Consider the following 21,115-nt stretch of genomic DNA (forward strand, 5'->3'; position numbering starts at 1 on the left):
GCGGGAGCCCGGCGATTAGGATCCGGCCATGTCCCAGCACGTGCTGCGGCTCCGGCCCACCGTCCTCGCCGTGACGATGCTGATCGCCGTGGCCGTCGCGTTGGCGGCCGCGACCGGTGCCGACGCCCAGTCGGCGCGCACCTGCCGCTCGGCCGACCTGCGCTACCCCTTCATGAAGGGCGGGCCGGAGACGTTCGGCGTCTTCAGGCTGAAGATCGCGGGCGGCGGCTGCGCGACCGCGCACCGGGTCGCGAAGGGCTGGATGCAGCGCTTCGAGGCCGGCCTGCGCGCCGGGCGGGTGAAGCTGCGGCGGACGGTGTCCGGCTTCGCGTTCCGCCAGCTTCCGCCGAACGCCGCCCAGACCTACCGGCTGATCGGCCGGCGCGGGCCGGCGACCATCCGCTTCGACTACGTCGTACCAAACGGCTGACCACGCCCTCTCCATCCGCGGCGCTGCGGCGCCTGGTCAACGGCTTCCAGGTCTCGCAGGCCATCCACGTCGCCGCCACGCTGGGCCTCGCCGACCTCCTGTCCGGCGGCCCGCGCACGAGCGGCGAGCTCGCCGACGCGACGGCGACCGACCCCGACGCCCTGTACCGGCTCTTGCGTGCGCTCGCGAGCGAGGGCGTCTTCCACGAGGAGGACGGCCGGCGCTTCGCGCTGACGCCGATCGGCGACTGCCTGCGCTCCGACGCCGAGGAGCCGGTCGGCGCCTGGGCCGCGTTCGTCGGCCGCCCCTACTACTGGCAGGCCTGGGGCGATCTCCTTCACTCGATCCGTACCGGGGAGAGCGCCTTCGCCCATCGGCACGGCATCGACCCCTGGGGCTACCGGGCCCGGAACCCCGAGGAGGCGGCGATCTTCGACCGCGCGATGGCCGACCTGGCCCGCCGCGCCTCCCGCTCGACGCTCGACGCCTACGACTTCGGGCGCCACCGCACGATCGTGGACGTCGGCGGCGGCCGCGGGGAGCTGCTGGTGAACCTCCTGAAGGCGCATCCGGCCATGCAGGGGGTGCTGTTCGACCTGCCCCACGTCGTCGAGGCGGCGGGCGGGGAACTCGACGCCGCCGGGGTCGGGGAGCGCTGCCGAACCGTCGCCGGCAGCTTCTTCGACGAGGTGCCGCAGGGCGCTGATGCGTACGTGCTGCGCGCGGTGCTGCACGACTGGGACGACCCGGAGGCCGTCGCGATCCTCGAGACGTGCCGCCGCGCGATGGCTGCCGACGCCTCGCTCCTCGTCATCGAGCGCGACATCGGCCCGCCCAACGCGCGGCCCGACGCGAAGTTCAGCGACCTCAACATGCTGGTCGCTCCGGGCGGCCGCGAGCGCTCGATCGCCGAGTACGGCGCGCTGTTCGTCACGGCCGGCTTCCGCCTGGCCGAGAGCCCGGCCGCCGGCTTCGGGCTGCACGTCATCGTGGGCGTGCCGATGCCGGACGGAACGCGGTAGCGCTCAAACGGCCGCGCGACGGCGCAGGGCCTCGGGATCGAGGACGAGCAGGCTCCCCCGTCCCGTCCGTACGTAGCCGAGCTCGCGGAGCGTACGCAGCGCCTTGACCGTCGCCTCGCGCGACGCGCCGCACCAGCTCGCCAGCTCCTCCTGCGAGATCGGCAGGTCCACCATGACGCCGGCGTCGGTGCGACGCCCGAACCGGTCGGCGAGCTCGAGCGTGCGCATGGCGACCCGGCCGACCGTGTCGAGCGACGCGAACTCGATGCGCTTGCGGTCGGCGTCGCGCAGCCGGGCCACCACGACCTCGAGCATCTGGCGGACGACGGCGGGATCGCTCAGCGCGGCGTGCACCTCGACGGCCGGCACCACGACCGCCTGCACCCCCGTGAGCGCGATGGTGCTGGCCGACCGCGGCGCGCCGTCGAGGGTCGCCAGCTCGCCGATGACGTCCCCCGGGCCGCAGATGCCGAGCACGATCTCCTGACCGTGCACCGACGAGCAGCAGGCCTTGACGAGCCCGGACTCGAGCACGAAGACGCGATCGGAGACGTCGCCCTCCACGCACAGCGCCGAGCCGCGCTCGTAGCTGCGGCGGCGGCCACGGGCCGCGAGCCGCGCGCCCAGTGCGAGATCGGCGGCGGTCACCGGCCGAACCTAACGGCTGGTCCCGGAGACGACCGCCCACATGGGTCAAAGGACGCAGACGCGGCGGCGGGGCGCTCCTACGGTCCTCCCCACGCCGTCGAAGCACGAGGAGCCGCAATCCATGGGCACCAAGCTCGCATCCACGCTCGCCGTCCTGACGTGCCTGGGGTTCGCCGCTCCGGTGGCGACCGCCGCCGGACAGGTCGAGGCGCAGCTGCGGCCGACCGGCACCACCTCGCAGGCGGGGTGGGACGTCGCCACCGGGCTCATCGACGGCGGGGCGTTCGGCCCGCTCGCGCTGGGCGCGTTGCGGACGACGGCCGGTCCCGACGGCGACGTGAGCGGCACGCTCGCGGTCTTCGGTCCGCGGGGCTGGCTGATCACGGCCGTCGCCGGCACCCGTCAGCCGGACGGCCTCCTGCGCGCCGACCTCGGCTTCGCCCGCGGGGCGGGCCGCTTCCGCAGCGTGCAGAGCGGGACCCTCGAGCAGCTCGCCGACGGGACGCTGATCATCAGGGTCCGCCGGACCCCGCGCTGACCGCGAGCCCGCGGGCGCGGCGCCCGCTCGTCAGGCCGCGTCCGGGTACCGGTCGTGGAGGTGCCACCACTGGTACGGCGGCGTCTGCGGATAGCCCTCGGGCGAGTCCTCCCACTCCTCCTGGCGGCCGAGCGCGGTGAGGTCGAGATAGCTCCACGTGCTCCCCATCGCCTCGTCGCCGCGGTTGTTGACGAAGTACGTGCGGAAGACCTGTTCGCCGTCGCGCAGGAACGCGTTCGTGCCGTGCCACTCGTCCACGCCGAAGTCCGCGTCGAAGTCGTCGGTCAGCGAGTACCAGGGCATGCTCCACCCCATCCGGGCCTTCCAGCGCTCGATCTCCGGCTGCGGCGCGCGCGAGACGAACACGAGGGTCGTGTCCCGGGCGTTGAGGTGCGCGAGGTGGGCGACCTGGTCGGCGAGGAACGAGCACCCGGGACAGCCGCTGTCCGGCCAGCCCTTCACGCCCGGCTCGAAGAAGAAGCGGTACACGACGAGCTGGCGGCGCCCGTCGAAGAGGTCGAGCAGGCCCGCGGGCCCATCGGGCCCCTCGAAGGAGTACGCCTTCTCGACCGCCATCCGCGGCATGCGCCGGCGGGCGGCGGCCAGGTCGTCGCGGGCACGGGTGAGCTCCTTCTCCTTGACCAGCAGCTCCTCGCGGGCGGCGTCCCACTCCTGCGCTGACACGATCGGGGGCATCTGCATGGCGGTGGTCTCCTGTTCGACGTCGTCACCGGTACAGACCCCGCACGGGACCGCAACTCATCGGTCGGCGGCGGCCCTCCCCCGCGCCGGTAGCCTGGGCCGCGGTGAGCGACGACCCCGAGAAGCCCCCGGCCCAGGCCGGTCGACTCCCCACGGGGCGGCTGGCGCGGACCGCGCGGGTCGGCGGGCTCGTCGCCGGCCAGGGGCTGCGCTGGGCCGGCATGCACACGGCCAACCGCGTCCGCTCGCCCGAGCGGGCGCAGACGGCGCGCAACGACCGCACCGCCGCGCTCGTCGACCAGCTCGTCGGGCAGCTCGGCCAGATGCGCGGCGCGGCGATGAAGGTCGGTCAGATGCTCTCGATGGTCGACTTCGACGGCCTGCCGGAGGATCAGCGCGACGACCTGCAGCGCCGGCTCGCCGCCCTGCGCGACGGCGTCCCGCCCGTGCCGTTCGCCAAGCTCGAGAAGCTGATGCGCCAGGATCTCGGCGCGCCGATCGGCGAGGTGTTCGCGGACTTCGAGCCGCATGCGTTCGCGGCGGCATCGATCGGGCAGGTCCACCGTGCGACGACGCGCGACGGCCGCACGGTGGCGGTGAAGATCCAGTACCCGGGCGTCGCGGAGGCCGTCGAGACGGACCTGCGCAACGCGACGCTGCTGCTGCCGCTCGTCAAGCGCCTGGCTCCCGGGCTCGACGGCAGGGCGCTGGCGGCGGAGATGCGCGCGCGGATCTCCGAGGAGCTCGACTACGAGCTCGAGGCGCAGAATCAACGGCGCATCGAGCGCCTGCTGCGCGGCCATCCGGCCATCCGCATCCCGCGGGTGCTCACCGACCTGTCGACCCGGCGCGTCCTCGTGTCGGAGTACGTCGAGGGCGCGCGCTTCGAGGAGGTCCGGCGCGCCGGCGAGCCCGTACGGGACCGCTACGGCGAGATCGTCTTCCGCTTCTTCTTCGGTCTGCTGTACCGCGAGCACATCGCGCTCGGCGACCCGCACCCGGGCAACTACCTGCTGTGCTCCGACGGCCGCGTCTGCTTCCTGGACTTCGGCCTGGTGCGCGACGTCGACGCGCGCCATCTCGACGGCGAGCGGGCGCTCGCCCGGGCGGTCCGCGCCGGCGATGCGCAGGCCCTGAAGGCGGCCCTCACCGCGGTCGGCTACCTGCCCGCGGACCGGGCCGACGTGGTCGACGCGGATTGGGCGCTGACCCTCATGCGGATGGCGACGAGCTGGTACGCGAAGCCGGGCCCGCGCCGGTTCCGCTCCGACGACGCGCGCCGCGACCACCGCCGCGAGCCGGTGGACGACGAGCAGCGCGACGCGATGCGCGACCAGATGAACCAGTTCACCCTGCCGCCGGAGTCGCTGCTCATCCGGCGCATGCACGGCATCGTCGCGGTGGTCCTCGGGCAGCTGCGCGCCGGCGGCGACTGGGGCGCGATCGCCGCGGAGTACCTGCACGGCGAGCCGCCCGCGACGCCGCTCGGCGAGCAGGAGCGCGCGTTCCTCGACGGCGTCGGACCGAGTCCCGCCGGCGTGGCTGATGCGCGACCCTGACCAGCGGACGAGCGTGCTCGTCGCCGGCGCCGGACCGACCGGCCTGCTCCTGGCCGCCGAGCTGCGGCGGCGGGGCGTGCCGTGCCTGCTCGTCGACGCGCTCGACGCTCCGCTCGGCTGGGACCGCGCGACCGTCGTGCACTCCCGGTCGATGGAGATCTTCGAGGCGCTGGGCCTCGCCGACCGGTTCCTCGAGCTCGGCGTGAAGACCCGCGCCGCGCGCATCCGCGCCGACGGCGAGACCCTCGGCTACCTGGACCTCGCCCTCGTCGACACGCGCTATCCGTTCGATCTCGGTCTCTCCGAGGAGGTGACGGAGTCGATCCTCCTCGGCCATCTCGAGCGCCAGGGCGGGACGGTCCAGCGCTCCACCCGCCTGGTCGGCCTGCAGCAGGGACCGGACGGCGTGCTGGCGACGATCGAGCAGCACGGCGGGCGGCGGCACGTGGCGGCGGCGTGGCTCGTCGCGTGCGACGGGTTCCACAGCACGATCCGCGACCTCGCCGGCATCGACTTCGAGGGTGCGGACATCGAACCGGCGTGGGCGGTCTTCGACGCGTCGATCGAGGGATGCGACGACGACCCCGACGTCGCCGTCGCCTACCTCGATCGGCCGCCGCTGAACCTGACGCCGCTGCCGGGCAACCGGTGGCGCGTCTACGTAAGGCCGACCTCGGACGCGAGCGATCTCGTCGCCGACGCCGCGCCCGTGATCCACCGCTACCACCCCGGCGCCAGGTTCACCGACGTCGAGAACCCGGTGCGCTTCCACTGCCATTCGCGCGTCGCCGCCCGGTTCCGCGCCGGCCGGGTGCTGCTGGCGGGCGACGCGGCCCATGCCTGTACACCAGCGCAGGGTCACGGCATGAACACGGGGCTGCAGGACGCGTTCAACCTCGGCTGGAAGCTCGCGCTCGTCTGCGCCGGCGCCTGCGCGCCCAGCCTGCTCGACGCCTACGAGGACGAGCGCCGGCCGGTCGCGCAGCAGGTGGTGGACTCGGGCGCGTCGACGGAGGCCGCGGTCGCGCTGACCCTCGATGCCGAGCGCGCCGAGCGCAACGCGACGCTGCGCCGGACGTTCGCCGACCCGGCATCCGCGCACCACGAGGCGACCTCGGCCGCCGAGCTCGGCCGGTCCTATCGCGACTCGCGCGCGGTGACCGGCGACGATGCCGACGCGCTGCGCCCGGGCGACCGGCTGCCGGACCCGCTGGCGGCGCACCCGGCCGGTGGCGGGCGGTGCAGCCTCCACGAGCTCACGCACCGCGCCGAGCACACCGTGCTGGTGCTCGGCGGCCCACACGCCCGCCCCGCCGACGTCCTCGACCTCGCGCGCGCCGTGGAGGCCGAGCATGACGCCTCGCCGATCATCGGCGCCGTGTTCGGCCTGTCCGCCGGGCCGGCCGTCGCGGGGCTCGGGACGCTCGACGCGGACGTCGCCGACCGGCTCGGGATCCGAGACGTGACGGTGCTCGCGATCCGTCCTGACCGGTTCGTCGGGTTCCGCCACGACGGCGGCGACCCGGGCGCGATCGCTGCCTACCTGCGCGTGTTGTCCGCGACGGCCGCCGGCGCCCGGGTCGACGTCAGCCCTTGAACGTCGACGCGCCCGCGTCGCCGAACGGCTCGTCGCGCTCGCGGACCGCCTGACGGAAGCCCGCCTCGGCCGCACGCTGCTGGAAGGCGTAGCCCTCGGCGGTGTGGCGGGTGATGCCGTCGAAGACCGTGCCGAGCAGCTGGGTCGCGTGCAGGCCCTGGCTGAACAGGCTCTGGTTGACGAGCAGCTTCATCATCTGCAGCTGGTTGAGCGGCATCCGGGCGATGCGCGCGACCAGCGCCTCCGTGCGCTCGTCGAGATCCTCGGGCGCGGGCGCCTCGATCGCCAGCCCCCATTCCAGGGCCTCGCGGCCCGACAGCGAGTCGCCGGTGAACAGCAGCCGCTTCGCGCGCTGGGGGCCGAGCCGGGGCGCCCACATCGCGGTCGTCGGCGAGCCCCAGACCCGCGCCGGCGGGTAGCCGATCTTCGCGTCCGCGGCGATGACGAGCAGGTCGCTGCACAGCGCCATGTCCGTGCCACCGGCGACGCAGAAGCCGTGGACCTTGCAGACGACCGGCGTGGTGCAGTGAAACAGCGACATGAAGCCGCGGACGTTGCGGCGCATCATCCCGAAGTCGACCATCGGGTCCCAGACGCGCGCGGGGTCGTGGTTGGCCGCCATGACGGCCGGGTCGAGCGGCGAGCCCGCCGGGGCGGCGAGCGGTTCGTCGCCCAGCCGGCCCTGACCCTCCGCCGACTCGACCAGGTCGTAGCCGCCGCAGAACCCCTTGCCGTTCCCGGACAGCAGGATCACGCGGACGGCCGGGTCGAGGTCGGCCTGCTCGACGGTCTGTTCGAGCTCGGTGACCAGGCGGCGCGTGATGCCGTTGCCGCGATCAGGGCGGTCGAGCGTGATGCGGCCGATCCCGTCGGCGGCCGTGTAGGTCAACGTCTGGAGGTCGGTCATGACCCGCGACGGTAGAGGTCCGGGCCGGCGCCGCGGCGGCGCGATGGTCGCCTCGGCCTAGCGACCCGTCCGCCGGAGCATCTCCACCACGAGGAACGCGAGCTCGAGCGACTGCTGCGTGTTCAGCCTCGGGTCGCAGGCGGTGTCGTAACGGGAGGCGAGCTCGTCGTGTGTGATGCGCTGCGCCCCGCCGAGGCACTCGGTGACGTCCTCGCCGGTGTGCTCGATGTGGATGCCGCCCGGGTGGGTGCCGAGCCGCTGGTGGACCTCGAAGAAGCCCTCGACCTCGTCCATCACACGGTCGAAGTGGCGGGTCTTGTGCCCGCTCGGGGACTCCTCGGTGTTGCCGTGCATCGGGTCGCACTGCCACACGACGCGATGGTCGGAGCGCATGACCGCCTCGATGATCGCCGGCAGCTGCTCGCGGACCGCCCCGTTGCCCATCCGCGCGACGAACGTCACCTTGCCGTCGATGCGCTCGGGATCGAGCCGCTGGACGAGCGCGACCGCCTCCTCGGGCGTGGTGCTCGGGCCGATCTTCACCCCGATCGGGTTGGCGAGCAGCGCCGCGACCGCGACGTGCGCGCCGTCGAGCTGGCGGGTGCGATCGCCGATCCAGGGCAGGTGTGCGGAGAGCAGGTACAGCCGGTCCTGGTCGAGGCGCAGGAGCGCGCGCTCGTAGTCGAGGACGAGCATCTCGTGGCTGGCGAACAGGTCGACGGTCCGCAGGGAGCTGTCGTCGACGCCGCACGCCGACATGAAGCGCAGGCTGCGGTCGATCTCCGTGGCCACGCGCTCGTACCGGGCGCCCGCGTTCGAGGAGGCGACGAAGTCCATGTTCCACTCGTGCAGGCGGTGCAGGTCGGCCAGGCCCGCGCCGGTGATCGCGCGCGCCAGGTTCATCGCGGCGGCGGCGTTCGCGTAGGCGCGTACGAGGCGGCCCGGGTCGGGCCGGCGAGCCTCCGGGGTCGGCTCCAGCGCGTTGACCATGTCGCCGCGATAGGAGGGCAGACCGGCCGCGTCGGTGTCCGAGCTGCGCGGCTTGGCGTACTGCCCGGCGATCCGGCCCACCTTGACGACCGGCATCGACGTGCCGTAGGTCATCACGACGGCCATCTGCAGCAGCGTGCGGATCGTTCCGCGAAGGTGCTCCTCGGTGTTGTCGACGAACGTCTCGGCGCAGTCGCCGCCCTGCAGGAGGAACGCCTCTCCGCGGGCGACGGCGCCGAGGCGTTCCTGCAGCCGGTCGACCTCGGTGGGGACGGCGATGGGCGGCACGCTCTCCAGCAGCGCCCGCACGCGCGTGACGTAGTCGGGATCCGGCCAGACCGGTTGCTGGGCGGCCGGCCGGTCGAGGGCGTCGGCCAGCGCCGCGGCCAGCGCCGCCGGCAGCGGTGGGAGCTCGGGAAGCGCCCCCACGGGCACGTCGACGGTCCAGTTCATGCCTCGAACGCTAGTGCAGCCGTCCGGAAGTTCTTCGAGGTATTCGGTGGATGATCGTGCGTGGCTGGGGGCGGTCGCCGGCCGCTCGCATACTGGTGGTACGTGTGCGGTCGGCGACCACCGTCAGACGCGTGCGAGCGCCGCCGAGACCCGGAGAACTTGCGGATTGGTGTGCTGGTGGGGCATCCGCGTCGAGCCCGACGGTCACGGAGCCGATGGGATCGCGCCGCTGAGCCCCGCATGACGGCAGCCCGGTGCGCACCGATGAGTTCTCGCCCCTCTCGCTGTCTTATGGGCATGAGCGATCCCACGCAGGCCCCCACCACCGTCACGAACATCGGCGTCGCGATGTTCACCGTGGCCGACCAGAACGCCGCGCTGGCGTTCTACACCGAGAAGATGGGCTTTGAGGTGCGCGCCGACGTCGCGTTCGGCGAGAACGGCGAGTACCGCTGGCTGGAGGTCGCGCCGCCCGGCTCGACCGCCCGGCTGGCGCTCAACCCGCCGATGAACGACGAGCCCGGCGGCAGCGCGATCGGCATCGAGACGGCCGATGTGCACGCCGAGCACGCCCGGTTGAAGGCCCTCGGGGTCGAGGTCGAGGAGCCGATGTCGTCGCCCGGCACGCCGACCATGTTCATGATGCGCGACCCCGACGGCAACCACATCGCCGTCGTCGAGACGTCCGGCGCCTGAGCGGCGAGCGTCCTACGCCATGGCCGGGCCGTGACGCGTCACGGCCAGGCCACCGGCCGCGTACGCGGCAACGGCCTCGCGGCGGCCTTCGAGGCGGCGGTGGAACGCGGCGGCGACGCGCAGCGCGTGCGCCTTGGCGAGCTCGGCGCGCTCACCGGCGAAGAGCTCGTCCACGGTCGTGCGCCACAGGACGAGCCAGCGCTCGAAGTGGGCGGCGCGCAGCGGGGACTTGGCGTCGAGCGACGCGTGGGGCGCGAACGCGCCTCCCCCGTACGTCCGCGACCCGAGCAGGACCGTCTCCCAGAACGACGAGATCACGGGCACGTGCGCCTCGAGGTCGAGGTGGGCGATGTCCGTGAACAGATAGCCGATCATCGGATCGGTCAGAGCGCGCCCGTAGAAGGCGCGGACCAGGCGCTCGCAATCCTCGTGCGTCTCGATGTCGCCGCCTGCGTGCATGCCCACAGAATAGGAAATCGGGGTCAGCTCACGGCCGCGCGCGCGGTGACCGTCGTCAGCGCGTCGTCGATGATCTCGAGCGCGAGGCCGACCTCCTCGGCGCCGATCGTCAGCGGCGGCGCCATGCGCACGCAGTTCGTCGCCCCGGCCGACGACCCCCGCACGAGGTTCACCGACAGCCCGCAGCGCAGGCACTCGTCGGTCAGCGCGCGGCCGAGCTCGTCGGCGGGCTCGCGGGTGTCGCGGTCGGTGACGAGCTCGAGCCCGCACAGCAGCCCGAGGCCGCGGACGTCGCCCACGACCTCGTGGCGCGCGTGCAGCTCGTGCAGCCCGGCGAGCACCTGCTCGCCGCGAGCGCGGGCCACCGCGGGCAGGTCCTCGTCCACCACCACGCCCAGCACCGCGTCCGCCGCCGCGGCGGGGAGCGGGTCGGACACGTGCGACGTGACGTGCGCGAAGCCGAGCGCGTGGCAGCGCTCCTCGAGACCGGCGCTCGTCACCATCGCCGAGATCGGCACGCCGCCGCCGAGCGTCTTCGACAGCACGAGGAAGTCTGGGACGACGTCGTAGAGCTCGAACCCGTACATCGCCCCGAGCCGTCCCAGCCCGGTCTGGCATTCGTCGAGGACGAGCAGCATCCCGCGCTCGTCGCAGAGCTCGGCCAGCCGCGCGAAGTAGCCGGGCGGAGGGACGATCACGCCGCCCGCCGACAGCACCGGCTCGGCGATCACCGCCGCCGGCGCGCCGACCGACGCCTGGTCGAACAGGTCGAAGCCCGCCTCCAGGCACGAGCAGTCGCACGTGCCGTCGCAGTGGCGGATCGGGCACCGGTACGCGTACGGAGCCGGCAGCGCGAAGACCCCGGGCATCGCCGGCCCGTAGCCGCGGCGGCCGGCCGACATCGTCACCGAGCTCGCTCCCGCCGTCATGCCGTGCCAGCTGCGCGTCAGCGACAGCACCTCGAAGCCGCCGGTCGCCAGTTTCGCCATGCGCAGCGCCGCTTCGTTGCCCTCGGCCCCCGTCGACAGGAACATCGCCCGCTCGAGGCCGGGCGGCAGCGTGGCGACCAGGTGCTCCGCGAGCGACAGCACGGGCGGCGACAGCGCCCACGCGTTGAGGTGCAGCACGTCACGGCCGGCGCGCTCGATCGCCGCCACGACCGCCGGATGGTTGTGGCCGATCGTCGCGCAGATCTGGCCCGCCGTGAAGTCGAGCACCCGGCGGCCGTCGTCGAGCTGCATCCACGATCCCGAAGCGGACGCGACGACCCCGTCCGTGAACGAGCCGCCGTAGCGGATGAGCAGGTCGCGGGGATCGGACATGGCCCGATCCTCCCATGGCCCGCTGCGTCCACGCCGTTTTAGGCCCGACTAAAGTCTGAGGCCGTAGCTACCAACAATCTGCTTAGATCCGTCATATGGCCTCCGTGTCCCGCCGATCCCTGCTCGCCTCCGGAGGCGTCGCCGCGCTGGGCCTCACGGTCGCCGGCGTCCGCGGCGCCACGGCCGACGGCGCGCAGCACGACCACGGCGCCCACTCCCACGCGCATGGCGGCTCCGGCATGGCCCACGGCGGCGGCGTCAACGGCCCCATGTTCCGCGGCGGGCAGACGGTCGACCACGCGGCCAACGGCTTCGACCCGACCGAGATCCTGCGCGACTTCGACTGGGGGCGCACCACGAAGCTCCCCGGGGGGCGCACGCTGCGCGAGTGGGACGTCTGGGCGTCGGACCACGACGTCGAGGTCGCCCCGGGGGTGACGTTCCCGGCGTGGACGTTCAACGGCCGCATCCCGGGCCCCACGCTGCGCTGCCGTGAGGGCGAGCGACTGCGCATCAACTTCCGCAACGGCTCGCATCACCCGCACACGATGCACTTCCACGGCATCCACCCGGCCGACATGGACGGCGTGGCGGGACAGGGCGCCGGGATCATCGAGCCGGGTGCGACGACCATCTACGAGTTCGACGCCGAGCCGTTCGGGCTGCACCTCTACCACTGCCACGTCGGGCCGCTGGCCGAGCACATCGCCCGCGGCATGTACGGCACGTTCATCATCGACCCCGCCGGCGGCCGCCCCGACGCCGACGAGCTCGTGATGGTCCAGCACGGCTACAACACGACGTTCGACGGCGAGGGCAACCAGCTCTACGCGGTCAACGGCATCCCCTTCTGCTACATGAACGCGCCGGTCCAGGTGCGCCGGGGCGAGCTGGTGCGGATCTACCTCACGAACCTGCTCGAGTACGACCCGATCAACTCGTTCCACCTGCACGGCAACTTCTTTCACTACTTCCCGACCGGGACGAGCCTGCAGCCGCTCGAGTACACGGACACGGTCGCCCAGGTGCAGGGCCAGCGCGGCATCCTCGAGATGCGCTTCCCCCACACCGGGCAGTTCATGTTCCACGCCCACAAGACGGAGTTCGCCGAGCTCGGCTGGATGGGGATGTTCGAGGTGACCGGCTGATGCCGGCCCCCACGGCGACGCGGCCGGTGGTGCCCACCTGGGTGCTCGCGGCGATCCTCGTCGCGGTGATGGCGGTCGTGCTGGCCGGGCTGGCCCTCGTCGGTGGCGACGCGCTGCCCGAGCGCCAGGGTCCGCCCGTCGAGCAGCTCGCCGTCGAGCGCACCGTGCTCGAGCCGGGCACGATCGAGCTGCGGCTGCGCAACACGGGCCCCGACGCGGTCTCCGTCGCGCAGATCTTCGTCAACGACGCCTATGCGGACTTCGCGGGGCCGGGCGACGAGATCGGCCGGCTCGCGAGCGCCTCGCTGAAGATCGACTACCCCTGGCAGGACGGCTCCCCGTACCTCGTCTCCATGCTCACCTCCACGGGCGCGGTGATCGAGCACCAGATCGCGGCCGCCGTGGAGACCCCCGCCCCCGACGCGGGCCTGTTCGGGCTCATGGCGCTGCTGGGCACGTACGTCGGGATCATCCCCGTCCTGCTGGGCATGCTGCTCCTGCCGGTCCTGCGCCGGGCGAGCCGGCCGTGGATGACCGGCCTCATGGCCTTCACGGTCGGGCTGCTCGCGTTCCTCGCGGTCGACGGGACGATCGAGGGCCTCGACATCGCCGGCGCCAGCAGCCAGGCGTTCGGCGGCGTCGAGCTGCTGTTCCTCGGAGCGGGGCTCGCGTTCCTCGCGCTCACCGCCGTCGACCGCATGGTCTCGGCGCGGCGGGCGGGCGCGGGGGCGGCCGGGCGCAGCGGATACGCGGCCGCGCTGATGGTGGCGATCGGCATCGGGCTGCACAACCTCGGCGAGGGCCTCGCGATCGGCAGCGCCTACGCGATCGGCGAGCTCGCCCTCGGCGCCTTCCTCGTCGTCGGGTTCGCCGCGCACAACACGACCGAGGGCCTCGCGATCGCGGCGCCCCTGAGCGGCGGGCCCGGCCGGCCGCCGCTGGCCCGGCTGCTCGGCCTCGGCGTGATCGCGGGCGCGCCGGCGATCCTCGGCGGCATCCTCGGCGCGACCGTCGACAACGCCGAGCTGACGACGTTCCTGCTCGGCGTCGGCGTCGGCGCGATCGTCCAGGTCGTCGTGCAGCTCGCGTCTACCATGCGCGACGGCAGCGGCCGGATCCTCAACCCCGTCAGCGTCGGCGGCCTGTGCGCGGGGATGATCGCGCTGTACGCGACGAGCCTGCTGGTCGCCGCCTGAGCGGGCGCGCGCCACCGAGCGTCGAGTTCCTCAGCCTCACGCGGAGAACCTCGACGGTCGATGCCGACGCGGGCCGCGCTACACGCGCTCGCCCACCCGCAGCTCGCCGGCGATCCCGGCCGCCCACTCGCCGATCTCGTCCCAGTCGCGCCGGTCGGCGGACTCGGGCGGCGTGTTCTTCGCCATGGACTTCGCGATGAACCCGCCGTCCTGCGGGACCCGCCCGCCGAACACGACGTGCGCGCGGGCGCCGAGCTCCTCGACCGTCTTGACGACCCCGGCCGGCTCCTCCCACTCCGCGTTGCGCTCGGCGTCGCCGACGTACCCGGACGAGAAGACCCAGAGCGGCAGCTGCGCCAGCTCGCGGCGGTGCCGATGCAGGAAGCGCTTGGCCTCATGGCGCCAGCGCTTCATGTAGACCGCGCTGCCGAGCACCACGGCGCCGTAGCCCTCGAGCTCCTTGACGTCGCCGGCGTCGCGGCAGTCCGCCGGCACGCCGTCCGCGCGCAGGCGCTCGGCGATCGCCTCGGCGATCTCGTGAGTCGAGCCGTGCTTGCTGGCGTACGCGACCAGCACCTTGGGGGTCGATGACGATGGCGTGCTCATGAGCCCCAGGATGCCCGCACCCGCGACGTGCGGCATCGGGGCAATGCCCGGGGCGCGACGCGGCAGACTACGGTCCGCCGCGGGCCGGACGCTTTTTCAGACCTCGACGACGACCGGCAGCACCATCGGCCGCCGCTTCAGGCGCTCGTAGACGAACTGGGCGAGGTCGTCGTGCAGGAGCTCCTGCAGGAGGTCGATCTCCCGGATCTCCTCCTCCGCCGCACGCTCGAGCGACGCCTCGACCGTCCCGCGGATCTCGTCGAGCAGCTCGTCGGCCTGGTCGCGGAACGGCACGCCGCGGAAGATCACCTCGGGCTCGGCGACCGACGACCCGTCCTGCTCGGAGATCGTGGCGACGACGACGAAGATGCCGTCCGCGGAGAGCATCCGCCGGTCGCGCAGGGCGACGTCGGCCACGTCGCCAATGTCGACGCCGTCGACGAAGACCATCCCCGACTGCTCCTTGTCGCCGAAGCGCGCGCCGCGCTTGTCGATCTCCAGCGGCAGCCCGTTGACGCCCCGGAACACGCGCTGCGCCTCGATGCCCACCGCCTCGGCGAGCTGGCCGTGCATCCGGATGCGCTTGTAGTCGCCGTGGAACGGCATGACGTACTGCGGCCGCACCAGGTTCAGCATCAGCTTGACCTCCTCCGCGTAGCCGTGGCCGGAGGCATGGATCGGGGCGTCGCGCGTCGTGATGACGTCGCAGCCGATCTGGAAGAGGCGGTCCACGGTCTCGTTGACCGCGCGCTCGTTGCCGGGGATCGGGGTCGCGGAGAACACGACCGTGTCGCCGGAGTGCAGCTCGACCTGCGGGTGGTCGCGGTGGGCCATGCGGCGCAGCGCGCTCAGCGGCTCGCCCTGCGACCCGGTCGAGCAGATGACGAGCTTGTGGTCGGGGAAGTCCTCGATCTCGCGCGCGTTGATGATCAGGCCCTCGGGCGCGACGATGTGGCCGAGCGAGCGGCCGATGTTGACGTTCTTGCGCATCGAACGGCCGATGAGCGCGACCTTGCGGCCCACGGCCGCGGCGGCGCCGATGACCTGCTGGACGCGGTGGATGTTCGACGCGAACGACGTGACGACGATCCGGCCCTCGCAGCGCGAGAACACCTCCTCCAGGCGCGGCCCGACGCCGGACTCGCTCGGGGCCCAGCCCGGGCGGTCGACGTTCGTCGAGTCGCCGCAGAGCAGCAGCAGCCCGTCCTTGCCGAGCTCCGCCAGGCGCGAGATGTCCGCCGGCCGGCCGTCGACCGGCGTCTGGTCGAACTTGTAGTCGCCGGTGACGAGCATGGTCCCCAGGTCGGTGGTCAGCGCGACCGCCCGCGAGTCCGGGATCGAGTGCGTCATGTGGACGAGCTCGATGTCGAACGGCCCCGCCTCGATGCGGACCCCGGCCTCGACGTCCTCGAGCTCGACCTCGCGCAGCTTGTGCTCGTCGAGCTTCGAGCGCGCCATCGCCATCGTCAGCCGGCTGCCGAACACGGGGATGTCCTGGCCCAGCTCGCGCAGCACGAACGGCAGCGCGCCGATGTGGTCCTCGTGGCCGTGCGTGATGACGATCGCCTCGATGTCGTCGGCACGCTCGCGCAGGTAGCTGAAGTCCGGCAGGACGAGGTCGATGCCCATCATGTCCGCGGTCGGGAAGCGCAGCCCGGTGTCCACGACGACGATGCGGTCCTCGTACTCGACGACCGTCATGTTCTTGCCGATCTCGCCCAGCCCGCCGAGGGGCAGGACGCGCAAGGTGCTGGGACTCACGATGGAATCGTCCGCCGGGTCGAAGCGTCGCCGTGTGAGGACCCGCAGGGTCTCACGATGCCGACGCGCCGCTCAGCAGGCCATGGCGCTCGAGCACGGCCCGCACCGCGGCACGCTCTTCCTCGGAGACCTCGACGAGCGGCAGCCGCAGCCCACCGACGTCGTGGCCCAGGAGGTTCAGCGCGGCCTTGACCGGGATCGGGTTCGTCGTGACCCCCATGACCGCGTAGACGTCGCGCAGCGACGCGTCGATCTCGGCGCGCCGCTCGGGCTGCTCGACCATCCGCCGCATCTCGTCGCCGACGACGTGGCTGGCGACGAGGATGCCCCCCGCGCCGCCCATGTCGAGCGTCCGGGCGAAGACGTCGTCGTTGCCGGCGTAGACCTCGAGGCCGTCGATCGGGGCGAGGTTGTCGTTGTTGGCCTGCTTGACGCCGATGACGTGGTCGATCCCGCCCAGCTCGGCCAGGAGCTCGTTGGGGATGTCGAGCGCCGTCCGGCTGGGGATGTTGTAGAGCAGGATCGGCTTGTCGGTGGCCTTCGCGATCTCGCTGTAGTGGCCGATGAGCCCGCGCCGGTTGGGCCGCACGTAGTACGGGGTGACCGACAGCGTCCCGTCGACACCGAGCGCGGTCGCGCGCTCCGTCAGCTCGACCGCGTGGCGGGTGTCGTTGGAGCCCGTCCCGGCCACGATCTTCACGCCGTCCGGCTTCTCGGCCACGGCGAGCTCGACGACGCGCATGTGCTCGTCATCGGTGAGGGTCGCCGCCTCGCCGGTCGATCCGCAGACGACGAACCCGTCGCTGCCGTGATCGGCGAGGTGGCGCAGAAGTGAGACGAACGCCTCCTCGTCGACGTTCAGCTCGTCGTCGAAGGGTGTGACGATCGCGGTGATGACGGTGCCGAAGGTGCCCACGGACACCAGTATCTCAGCGTCAGCGGCCGAGTGACTGCCGCCCGCGCGTTACCGTCGGATTCGATGACCGTCCCGGCTGATCCGGCACCCGCGCTCGCCGTCGAGGTGGCGCGCGTGCGCTACCAGGCCGACGACGGCGACTTCGCCGTGCTCGACGCGGTCACCGACGACGGCGAGGCGGTCGTGGTGTGCGGCCCGCTCGCGCACATCCACGCGGGCGACGCCATGGAGGTCCGCGGGACGTGGCGCGAGCATCCGCGGCACGGCCGCCAGTTCCACGTGAGCGCCGTGCGGGTGGCCGAGCCGAGCACCGACGCCGCGCTGCTGGCCGTGCTCGCGGCGGTCAAGCACGTCGGGCCGGCGGGCGCCGCGTACCTGCTCGACCGCCACGGCGCGAGCGTCCTCGACGTCGTCGATGCCGACCCTCACGCCCGGCTGCGCGAGGTCCCGGGCATCGGGCCGATCCGGATCGCGCCGGCCGTCGAGTCCTGGCGCGAGGCGCGGTCGCTACGCGCGGTGCGCCTCTTCCTCGACGCCCACGGCGTGCCCGCGGCGGCGGCCAGCCGGGTGCTGCGCGCACTGGGCGCCGACGCGGTCGACGTGCTCACGGTCGACCCGTACCGCCTCTGCGAGCTCGACGGGGTCGGCTTCGCGACGGCCGACGCGCTGGCCCTCGCGCTCGGCGTCGGGCCCGACGACCCGCGCCGCCTGGCGGCGGGCGTCGCGCACGCGCTGCGCGAGGCGGAGTCCGACGGGCACTGCCACCTGCCGGCCGCCGAGCTGCGCGCTCGGGCCCGGCGGCTCCTCGACGCCGATCCGGCGGGGGCGATCGAGCAGCTCGCCGCCGCGGGCGCCGTCGTGGTGGAGGGCGACCGGGTCGCCGACGCGCGTCTGCACCGCATCGAGCAGCGGCTCGCGCAGCGGGTGCGGGCGCTCCTGGACGCCGATCCGGCCCACGACGGCCCGGCACCCGAGCGGCCCGGCGGCGGCGCCTTCGTGCCCACCGACGCGCAGTGGGCGGCGATCCAGCGCGCGCTCGCGGGGCGCCTGTCGATCCTCACCGGCGGCCCCGGGGTCGGCAAGACCGCGACGCTGCGCGCGCTCGTGGACGTCGTGCACGCCCGCCGGCTGTCGGCGCGCCTGTGCGCGCCGACCGGCAAGGCCGCGCGCCGGATGGCCGAGGCGACCGGCGCCGAGGCCTCGACGATCCACCGGCTGCTCGGCTGGCAGCCCGGCGCCGGCTTCGTCCACGGGCCCGAGGACCCGATCCCCGGCGCGGACGTCCTCATCGTCGACGAGGCGTCCATGCTCGACGTCCGGCTCGCCGGCGCGCTGTTCGGCGCGGTCGGCGACGCGACGCACGTCGTGCTCGTCGGCGATCCCGACCAGCTCGCCCCGGTCGGCCCCGGCCGCGTGCTCGACGACCTCATCGCCTCCGAGGAGGTCCCGCTCACCCGGCTGACCGAGGTGTTCCGCCAGGCCGCGCGGTCGCTCATCGTCCGCGCCGCGCACGCGATCAACGAGGGCCGCCCGCCCCCACGCGAGATCCCCGGCGACGTCGATCGCGACTTCTACTTCGTCGCCCGCGATCGCGCGGACGAGATCTTCGCCGAGGTCGTCTCGCTCGCCGCCGACCGCCTGCCCGGGCACCTGGGGCTCGACCCGCGCGCCGACGTGCAGGTGCTCGCGCCGATGCACCGTGGCCCCGTCGGCATCGAGGCGCTCAACGACGCGCTGCGCGCACGACTGAACCCGGACGGCGAGCCGATCCCGGGCACCGGCCTACGGGTGGGCGACCGCGTGGTGCAGACCCGCAACGACCATGAGCGCCAGCTCATGAACGGCGAGATCGGCGTGATCGCCGCCCACGACCGCGACGCCGCCGAGACGCTGCTCGCCACCGACGACGGCCGGATGATCGCCCTGCCGGCGGGCGCGCTGGAGACCCTGCGCCCGGCGCATGCGATGTCGGTGCACAAGGCGCAGGGCAGCTCGGCGCCGGCGGTCGTCGTCCCGATCTTCTCGGGCCATCACGTCATGCTCACGCGCAACCTCGTCTACACCGCACTCACCCGGGCCGAGCGCATGGCGGTCTTCGTGGGCGAGCGGCGGGCGCTCGAGCTCGCGCTGCGGCGCGTCGACGCCCGGCGCCGGCACACCCGGCTGGCCGAGCTCGTCCGCGAGGGGTGACCGCACCTCCGGCGGGAGTGGGCTCTCGCCGTCGCGTGGCCGAGCTCGTCCGCGAGGGGTGACCGCACCTCCGGCGCGGGTGAGGGCCCATCCATTCCGTGGCCCGCCCTGCCGCGCCGCTCTAGCGGCGGGTCCGGCGCGGGGGCGCGACGGTGCGGATCGGCGGCTCGGCCGCGACGTCGGCGACGATCGTGCCCGAGAGACGGTCGTGCAGCGCACGACGCCGCCCGTCGAACAGGATCAGGAGGAAGCCGGTGCAGAGCAGCAGCGCGGAGAGCACCAGGCCGAGCATCCGCCCGAACGCGCGCCGCGGCTTGATGGGCTGACCCGTCGCGACCTCGACGACGCGGATGCGCATGAGCCGGTTGCCCGGGGTCTGCCCGGTCGTCGACCAGAAGAAGCAGAAGTAGGACGCGGTCCAGACCAGTGCGATGCCGGCGCCGATGACGAGCAGGACGTCCTTCACGCTGCTCGGCAGGCTGAGCAGCGAGAGGCACAGCGTGACGATCGCCGCGACGAACCAGCCGACGACGTTGATGACGATCGCGTCGGCGGCAAAGGCCAGTGTGCGGGTCGCCAGCCCGGCATACGGGCCGGTCACCACCACCACGGGCTCGGCGACAGGGGGCGCACGGGTCGTCGCGAGCGCGACCGGGGCGGCGCCGGGCACCGGCTGCGCGGGCGGCACCGGAGGTACGGTCGCGCTCATCCGGCCTCCGTGGTCCGGGCCCCGTCGCGCCGCCGCAGGACGCGGCGCGCCACGGCCTCCATCCAGGCGTCGGCGTTGCGAGAGCGGCCGCGAACCTCGCCGGCGACCTGGTCGGCGAAGCCCATGCCCTGCTGGGTGATCGCGGCGGTGATGGCCGGGCTGGCCGCGACCTCGTCGATCAGCGTCCACAGGCCCTGGCTCGCGGCGAGCCGGACGGTGACGTCCTCGAGGATCCGCGTCAGGAGCTCGTCGGTCAGCCGGCTCTCGAGCGCGCGGTCCAGCAGGCGCTGCATGCCCGGTGAGTCGAGCGCCTCGGCCAGCAGCCGTTCGGTGCCCGGCGAGTCGAGCGCCCCCACCACGAGACGCTGCGCGCCCGCGGACTCGAGCATCTCGGCGAGCAGCCGCTGCATGCCCGGTGAGTCGAGCGCCTCGGCCAGCAGCCGCTCGGTGCCCGGCGAGTCGAGCGCGCCCGCGACCAGACGCTGCGCGCCCGCGGATTCCAGCGTCTCGGCGAGCAGCCGCTGCATGGCCGGCGAGTCGAGGGCGTCGCACACGATTCGCTGCATGCCGGGCGAGACCAGCGCCTGCGACACCATCCGCTGCATGGCCGGCGAGTCGAGGGCGTCGGACACGATTCGCTGCACGCCCGGAGAGTCCAGCGCGCCGGCCACCATCCGCTGCACACCCGGAGAGTCCAGCGCGTCCACGACGACCCGCTGCATCCCGGGCGAGTCCAGCGCCCCGGCCACCATCCGCTGCACACCCGGAGAGTCCAGCGCGCCGGCCACCATCCGCTGCACGCCCGGAGAGTCCAGCGCCCCCGCGACGACCCGTTCCATCCCGGGTGAGTCCAGCACCTCGGCGATCAGGCGCTGCACCGCCGGCGACTCGAGCGCGCCGCGCATGAGCCGCTCGGCCGCCGGGCTCTCGACCGCGCCGGCGAGGACCGCGTCGATCTGGTCGCTCTCGAGCGTCATCTCGACGAGCCTGCCGACCTCCGGCCCGCGCAGCAGGCGCTGGGCGCTGCGATCCACGAGCGGGCTCGACACGACGTGGTCGACGACCTCCAGAGCGAAGGACGAGGCGAGCACGCGGTCGATCGTCACGAGCGTCACGGCCCTCGTCGTCTGGACCGCGGCGTCGCCGACGTTGTCCGCCGCGCGCACGGCGGTGCGGGCCACGCTGCCCACCAGCCCGCTCCCCGGAACTCGTCTGACGATGTTTCCGACCACTCACAGCCTCCTGCCGTCACCACCGACGATACCT

At 73.4% G+C, this 21,115-nt stretch carries 20 protein-coding genes; 9 read left to right on the top strand and 11 right to left on the bottom strand.

The genetic code is table 11. From position 1 onward, the window contains the following. Nucleotides 1-28 precede the first annotated feature (28 nt). Nucleotides 29-430 (top strand): hypothetical protein, encoded by a 402-nt coding sequence (locus DSM104329_RS15610; protein ID WP_259310771.1) that lies wholly within the window; start codon nt 29-31, stop codon nt 428-430. Nucleotides 431-462: 32 nt separating this feature from the next. Further along, nucleotides 463-1,452 carry an acetylserotonin O-methyltransferase gene (locus tag DSM104329_RS15615; RefSeq protein WP_259316222.1) on the top strand — a complete coding sequence of 330 codons (990 nt, stop codon included), beginning with the start codon at nt 463-465 and terminating at the stop codon, nt 1,450-1,452. 3 nt (nt 1,453-1,455) lie between these two features. Here the strand turns inward: DSM104329_RS15615 and DSM104329_RS15620 are convergent, their stop codons facing one another. Beyond that, entirely contained in the window at nt 1,456-2,100 is a 645-nt protein-coding gene (locus tag DSM104329_RS15620; RefSeq protein ID WP_259310772.1) for a Crp/Fnr family transcriptional regulator, read from the bottom strand. 121 nt (nt 2,101-2,221) lie between these two features. Here DSM104329_RS15620 and DSM104329_RS15625 point away from each other — a divergent pair, with 121 nt between their 5' ends. Next, nucleotides 2,222-2,638 (top strand): hypothetical protein, encoded by a 417-nt coding sequence (locus DSM104329_RS15625; RefSeq protein WP_259310773.1) that lies wholly within the window; start codon nt 2,222-2,224, stop codon nt 2,636-2,638. A 30-nt stretch (nt 2,639-2,668) separates the two neighbouring features. On the opposite strand, the gene DSM104329_RS15630 is transcribed toward DSM104329_RS15625, so the two are convergent. Next, nucleotides 2,669-3,340 carry a DUF899 domain-containing protein gene (locus DSM104329_RS15630; RefSeq protein ID WP_259310774.1) on the bottom strand — a complete coding sequence of 224 codons (672 nt, stop codon included), beginning with the start codon at nt 3,338-3,340 and terminating at the stop codon, nt 2,669-2,671. Between the two features lie 104 nt (nt 3,341-3,444). Between DSM104329_RS15630 and DSM104329_RS15635 the strand changes: the two genes are divergently transcribed. Both DSM104329_RS15635 and DSM104329_RS15640 read left to right on the top strand, forming a co-directional pair. Continuing rightward, nucleotides 3,445-4,899: an ABC1 kinase family protein gene (locus DSM104329_RS15635; protein WP_259310775.1), complete on the top strand. Its 1,455-nt coding sequence runs from the start codon at nt 3,445-3,447 to the stop codon at nt 4,897-4,899. Beyond that, complete coding sequence (locus DSM104329_RS15640; protein WP_259310776.1) at nt 4,886-6,496, top strand: FAD-dependent monooxygenase; 1,611 nt, start codon at nt 4,886-4,888, stop codon at nt 6,494-6,496. Before DSM104329_RS15635 ends, DSM104329_RS15640 begins: the two co-directional genes overlap by 14 nt. Here the strand turns inward: DSM104329_RS15640 and DSM104329_RS15645 are convergent. Beyond that, complete coding sequence (locus DSM104329_RS15645) at nt 6,486-7,403, bottom strand: crotonase/enoyl-CoA hydratase family protein (protein ID WP_259310777.1); 918 nt, start codon at nt 7,401-7,403, stop codon at nt 6,486-6,488. The genes DSM104329_RS15640 and DSM104329_RS15645 overlap by 11 nt on opposite strands. Nucleotides 7,404-7,460: 57 nt before the next feature. Continuing rightward, on the bottom strand, nt 7,461-8,846 hold the full coding sequence (locus DSM104329_RS15650; RefSeq protein WP_259310778.1) for a class II 3-deoxy-7-phosphoheptulonate synthase: 1,386 nt from the start codon (nt 8,844-8,846) through the stop codon (nt 7,461-7,463). A 297-nt stretch (nt 8,847-9,143) separates the two neighbouring features. Between DSM104329_RS15650 and DSM104329_RS15655 the strand changes: the two genes are divergently transcribed. After that, a complete protein-coding gene (locus DSM104329_RS15655) occupies nt 9,144-9,542 on the top strand; it encodes a VOC family protein (RefSeq protein ID WP_259310779.1) in 399 nt (132 codons plus the stop codon). Nucleotides 9,543-9,554: 12 nt separating this feature from the next. Here DSM104329_RS15655 and DSM104329_RS15660 read toward each other — a convergent pair whose 3' ends face one another. Next, nucleotides 9,555-10,001 carry a group III truncated hemoglobin gene (locus DSM104329_RS15660; protein ID WP_259310780.1) on the bottom strand — a complete coding sequence of 149 codons (447 nt, stop codon included), beginning with the start codon at nt 9,999-10,001 and terminating at the stop codon, nt 9,555-9,557. Between the two features lie 23 nt (nt 10,002-10,024). Continuing rightward, on the bottom strand, nt 10,025-11,323 hold the full coding sequence (locus DSM104329_RS15665; RefSeq protein ID WP_259310781.1) for an aspartate aminotransferase family protein: 1,299 nt from the start codon (nt 11,321-11,323) through the stop codon (nt 10,025-10,027). A gap of 95 nt (nt 11,324-11,418) precedes the next feature. On the opposite strand from DSM104329_RS15665, the gene DSM104329_RS15670 reads away from it, so the two are divergent. Together DSM104329_RS15670 and DSM104329_RS15675 are read left to right on the top strand one after the other, a co-directional pair. Next, nucleotides 11,419-12,471, top strand: coding sequence for a multicopper oxidase domain-containing protein (locus DSM104329_RS15670; RefSeq protein ID WP_407655843.1), 1,053 nt, complete (start codon nt 11,419-11,421; stop codon nt 12,469-12,471). Next, on the top strand, nt 12,471-13,667 hold the full coding sequence (locus DSM104329_RS15675; protein ID WP_259310783.1) for a ZIP family metal transporter: 1,197 nt from the start codon (nt 12,471-12,473) through the stop codon (nt 13,665-13,667). Before DSM104329_RS15670 ends, DSM104329_RS15675 begins: the two co-directional genes overlap by 1 nt. A gap of 78 nt (nt 13,668-13,745) precedes the next feature. Here the strand turns inward: DSM104329_RS15675 and DSM104329_RS15680 are convergent, their stop codons facing one another. The 3 genes from DSM104329_RS15680 to dapA all read right to left on the bottom strand — a co-directional run bounded on the left by DSM104329_RS15680 (nt 13,746) and on the right by dapA (nt 16,956). Next, entirely contained in the window at nt 13,746-14,273 is a 528-nt protein-coding gene (locus DSM104329_RS15680) for a flavodoxin domain-containing protein (protein WP_259310784.1), read from the bottom strand. Nucleotides 14,274-14,369: 96 nt separating this feature from the next. Beyond that, nucleotides 14,370-16,034 carry a ribonuclease J gene (locus tag DSM104329_RS15685; RefSeq protein WP_259310785.1) on the bottom strand — a complete coding sequence of 555 codons (1,665 nt, stop codon included), beginning with the start codon at nt 16,032-16,034 and terminating at the stop codon, nt 14,370-14,372. A 52-nt stretch (nt 16,035-16,086) separates the two neighbouring features. Then, the gene (gene dapA / locus DSM104329_RS15690) at nt 16,087-16,956 is read right to left on the bottom strand and encodes a 4-hydroxy-tetrahydrodipicolinate synthase (protein WP_259310786.1); all 870 of its coding nucleotides are present in this window, start codon (nt 16,954-16,956) and stop codon (nt 16,087-16,089) included. Between the two features lie 57 nt (nt 16,957-17,013). On the opposite strand from dapA, the gene recD2 reads away from it, so the two are divergent. Further along, on the top strand, nt 17,014-19,140 hold the full coding sequence (recD2, locus tag DSM104329_RS15695; RefSeq protein WP_259310787.1) for an SF1B family DNA helicase RecD2: 2,127 nt from the start codon (nt 17,014-17,016) through the stop codon (nt 19,138-19,140). Nucleotides 19,141-19,261: 121 nt separating this feature from the next. Here recD2 and DSM104329_RS15700 read toward each other — a convergent pair whose 3' ends face one another. Then, complete coding sequence (locus DSM104329_RS15700; RefSeq protein WP_259310788.1) at nt 19,262-19,849, bottom strand: RDD family protein; 588 nt, start codon at nt 19,847-19,849, stop codon at nt 19,262-19,264. After that, nucleotides 19,846-21,039, bottom strand: coding sequence for a hypothetical protein (locus DSM104329_RS15705; RefSeq protein ID WP_259310789.1), 1,194 nt, complete (start codon nt 21,037-21,039; stop codon nt 19,846-19,848). Before DSM104329_RS15705 ends, DSM104329_RS15700 begins: the two co-directional genes overlap by 4 nt. Nucleotides 21,040-21,115: the final 76 nt, after the last annotated feature.

This window comes from Capillimicrobium parvum, assembly GCF_021172045.1.
GTDB classification, from domain to species: Bacteria; Actinomycetota; Thermoleophilia; order Solirubrobacterales; family Solirubrobacteraceae; genus Capillimicrobium; species Capillimicrobium parvum.